This is a genomic window from Oceaniferula marina (genome assembly GCF_013391475.1).
GTDB lineage: Bacteria > Verrucomicrobiota > Verrucomicrobiia > Verrucomicrobiales > Akkermansiaceae > Oceaniferula > Oceaniferula marina.
On the sequence record NZ_JACBAZ010000035.1, the window covers coordinates 1 to 3,249 of the forward strand.

The following is a 3,249-nucleotide window of genomic DNA, read 5'->3' on the forward strand; positions in this document are numbered from 1 at the left end:
CTTTACGTTCGATAAAAAATGAAAATACAAATAGCTTTGATCACCTTAATAGTTGGTTTGATCTTTGGATGTAAGAACGGTGAGCCTACTTCCGTCACTCACGAGTGTCGAAATATCAGATCACCGTCCCAACCCGGAGGTCCCAATTACGTGTTTCAGCTATGTCACAACAAGGTGTCATGGGTAATCTTAATTGAGGAAGGCTACTCATATTCAAATGGAGCGCAGGCGTTATCTCACGGTGGGGACGGCAATGCTATCTTGAGTGGGCATGACGGCCGAAGCAACCTGCGAGTAGAGGTGAAGAACGAAGGACAAATATTGTTTGTTACGAAATCTGGCGAAGTCAAAGAGGTTCCCTCGGCATTTAAGTTTGGCGATAACATATTTGATGTGTATTCAGGAAATTTTGATCTTGAGAGATACCCTTTCCTTGAAGCTGTGAATACTGTTTTTGAGAAAGACAAAGCCAGAAAAAAACAGATCGAACAAGTCGCAGCACCCGACAGCTAGTAGCTGTCGAGTTTGCGACTGGTAACCATTTTACGACATTGTATCTTTAATTCGCATGCCGACGCCTGATCGCTGCCGGTGTGCTTTACGTTATGCAAAAAATAATATCTATCACTGCCACTTGTCTTGTTTGAGTCAAAGGTATTGCATGTATTCGTTATGATCACAGAAGACAAAATTAGGGTGTATCATAAGTTTGATGGTGATATTGACGGCTTCAGCCGATCTGGCGGATGTGGTGATATTACTGATGATGATTGGAGGTGGCTCGACAGAATATTCATGAGATTACACATGGTATTGTCGGTTGATGTTTCTAAAGAGTTCAAGGAGATCACATTTCGTGAGATCCGAAGTATGGTCGACTCTGAGAAAACAGCACAATTACTTCAAACCATTGCTAATAAAAAACTGGCATAACAAGTCGTTGCACCCGACGGCTAGTAGCTACCGGGCCAGGTTTTGCTACTGTCTTTAAGAATTGAAACTTTAACCATTTCATCAGCGGTTTCATCGCCGCCGGTGAACTTTACGTTCGGCAATAATATTATGCTAATACATCTAATAACAATAATCGCAGGGCTGATACTGCCTTTAATAACGATTGAGCAGCGTATTGAGCTTGTCCCCATTCCTGGCGAAGTTGCCGCTAAAGGCCCTATCAAAGGCAAGGACGATAAAAGGGATGAGGCTGGAATCAAGCCGCTCCACATTGAGTTCGGAAAGAACGTTTCTAAGGAGGACGCTGAGCGGATGAGAAAGGTTATGCTAGAGGAATTTGAGAAAGCATTGAAAGAGGCTGAGACAAAGAAGAAAAAATAGGCCGAACAAGTCGCAGCACCCGACAGCTAGTAGCTGTCGAGTTTGCGACGGCCAACCATTTTACGTCATTGTATCTTTAATTCGCATATCGACGCCTGATCGCTGCCGGTGTGCTTTACGTTCGCTAAAAAATAGCAAATTACACAACCCAATTCAAATAGGAAGATTCAACGATGACTCATAGATTACTAATATTTCTGATGGCTTTCTTTCCCGTTGCTGGTTTCTGCAAAGCACCGATTGTCAGCTTCCACAAAGGAGATGATACATTAGATATTTTGATTCCCTCAGAGGTCTCATTGTCTGAGGGGCTGATTCGCGGTGGGACAGGAGTTAATGACGTTAGTTATCGTAAATTTCTTATCATAAAGGTTTTTGAGGAAGCCTTGAAACTAAAGGAATTTATCAAACGAAATCAAGGTCAAGAGATTGATATTTATATATATGGAAAGAAGGTGGTAAGCCCCTCTGTAAGTGGCCCTATCGAAAAAGGGGTTCTGAGTATTTATTTGCCTCGTGAAGAGCAATATTTTAAAATTCAAAAAATCCTTCGCGATAATCTAATAAATAAAGGTTCAAGAGAATCTAATAGCGAGAAATAAATTGAGCGAACAAGTCGCAGCACCCGACCGCTAGCAGCTGACTGGCCAGGTTTTTCATCTGGTTTACAGGATTGAAACTTATAAATTGATGCCACTGGCACATCGCGGCCGGTGTGCTTTACGTTAGCCAAAAAATGACACAGGCGGAGAATACTATCGGAGGCTGGATATTTAGTTCGAATCTAAGACCTTGCCTCACACTTGTGGCCATAGCAGTGGATTCGTTTCTTGAAGAGTCTGACTGGAAATACGTTCGTCAGGGTCTTCAAAAAACTTCTGATATTGATAGTAAATGGTTTAGTCATGTATTGACCGGAGATAATTCATATTTTGAGTTCGATTGCGCTCTAGATGATGGTGACACTAGCACCGGTAAAGTTCACCTTAGATTTTATGGAATAAAAGACCCCTTCAAAGTGAAAGAGTTGAAAGCTGTTATGAATGTATGCTGTAGTTTTAGACTGTTACCTTTAGATGGGAATGACTAAAATAATCCGGCTAACAAGTCGCAGCACCCGACAGCTAGTAGCTTCTGGGCCAGATTTTTCAGCTGGTTTACAAAATAGAAACTTTAATCTTTGCGCAACTGGTACATCGCTGCCGGTGTGCTTTACGTTGGACAAAAAATTGAATCCGAAACTATTGATGAAGGCTAAATTCGATCATTCTAATTCCGCCTTATCTGCAATTACTTGCTCTGCAGTGATTGCTGTTCTGTTCACTCTATTAGGTTTCTATTTTTATGGTATGCCATATTCTATTTTTGGTTCCTCAGATCGACCGAATGTGGATATTTCAGAAGCATCCAACGGGATGAAGATATGCATTGACCCTTCTGGCACGGAGTTGACGCTGACTCGTAATGGTCGATGGGTCGCAACTGGAGTTGGGGCGATTGAAGAGTTGGAACCTTTCTTAAAAAGTGAGGCTGAGCTTTCTATACGACAGGGGTATGCCCCAATTCTGAGGCTTCGTATTCATAAAGATGCGAATAGCAGCTATATGCAAGATGCCACAAGAATAGCTGAACGTCTCGGTTATAAATCGGTATATATTGCTGTCAAAAGGCCATCTAAATTGGTCCAACAAGTCGCAGCACCCGACAGCTAGTAGCTGTCGGGCCAGGGTTTGGCTTCTTTGGAATAGCGATTGGAACTTTTAATCTGGCGCTACTGGTACATCGCTGCCGGTGTGCTTTACGTTCTGCAAAAAAATGAACTGTTTTCTCAAAATCATACTTTTTATTTCGATTGCTTCAAACTGCTTAGGCTCTGTTGCCCCTACTAGGGTTTCGGTCGTTAATATTGAATTT

The 3,249-nt window shown here is 42.1% G+C and carries 5 protein-coding genes; all 5 read left to right on the top strand.

The annotated features are described in order from the left end of the window. Window positions 1-174: 174 nt before the first annotated feature. The 5 genes from HW115_RS19265 to HW115_RS19285 all read left to right on the top strand — a co-directional run bounded on the left by HW115_RS19265 (window position 175) and on the right by HW115_RS19285 (window position 3,047). A complete protein-coding gene (locus HW115_RS19265) occupies window positions 175-513 on the top strand; it encodes a hypothetical protein (RefSeq protein ID WP_178935223.1) in 339 nt (112 codons plus the stop codon). A 159-nt stretch (window positions 514-672) separates the two neighbouring features. Then, window positions 673-933: a hypothetical protein gene (locus tag HW115_RS19270; RefSeq protein WP_178934960.1), complete on the top strand. Its 261-nt coding sequence runs from the start codon at window positions 673-675 to the stop codon at window positions 931-933. A gap of 129 nt (window positions 934-1,062) precedes the next feature. Then, window positions 1,063-1,335: a hypothetical protein gene (locus HW115_RS19275; RefSeq protein ID WP_178935242.1), complete on the top strand. Its 273-nt coding sequence runs from the start codon at window positions 1,063-1,065 to the stop codon at window positions 1,333-1,335. Between the two features lie 173 nt (window positions 1,336-1,508). Further along, entirely contained in the window at window positions 1,509-1,937 is a 429-nt protein-coding gene (locus HW115_RS19280; protein WP_178935244.1) for a hypothetical protein, read from the top strand. 480 nt (window positions 1,938-2,417) lie between these two features. Continuing rightward, window positions 2,418-3,047: a hypothetical protein gene (locus tag HW115_RS19285; RefSeq protein ID WP_178935246.1), complete on the top strand. Its 630-nt coding sequence runs from the start codon at window positions 2,418-2,420 to the stop codon at window positions 3,045-3,047. The last annotated feature ends 202 nt before the right edge of the window (window positions 3,048-3,249 follow it).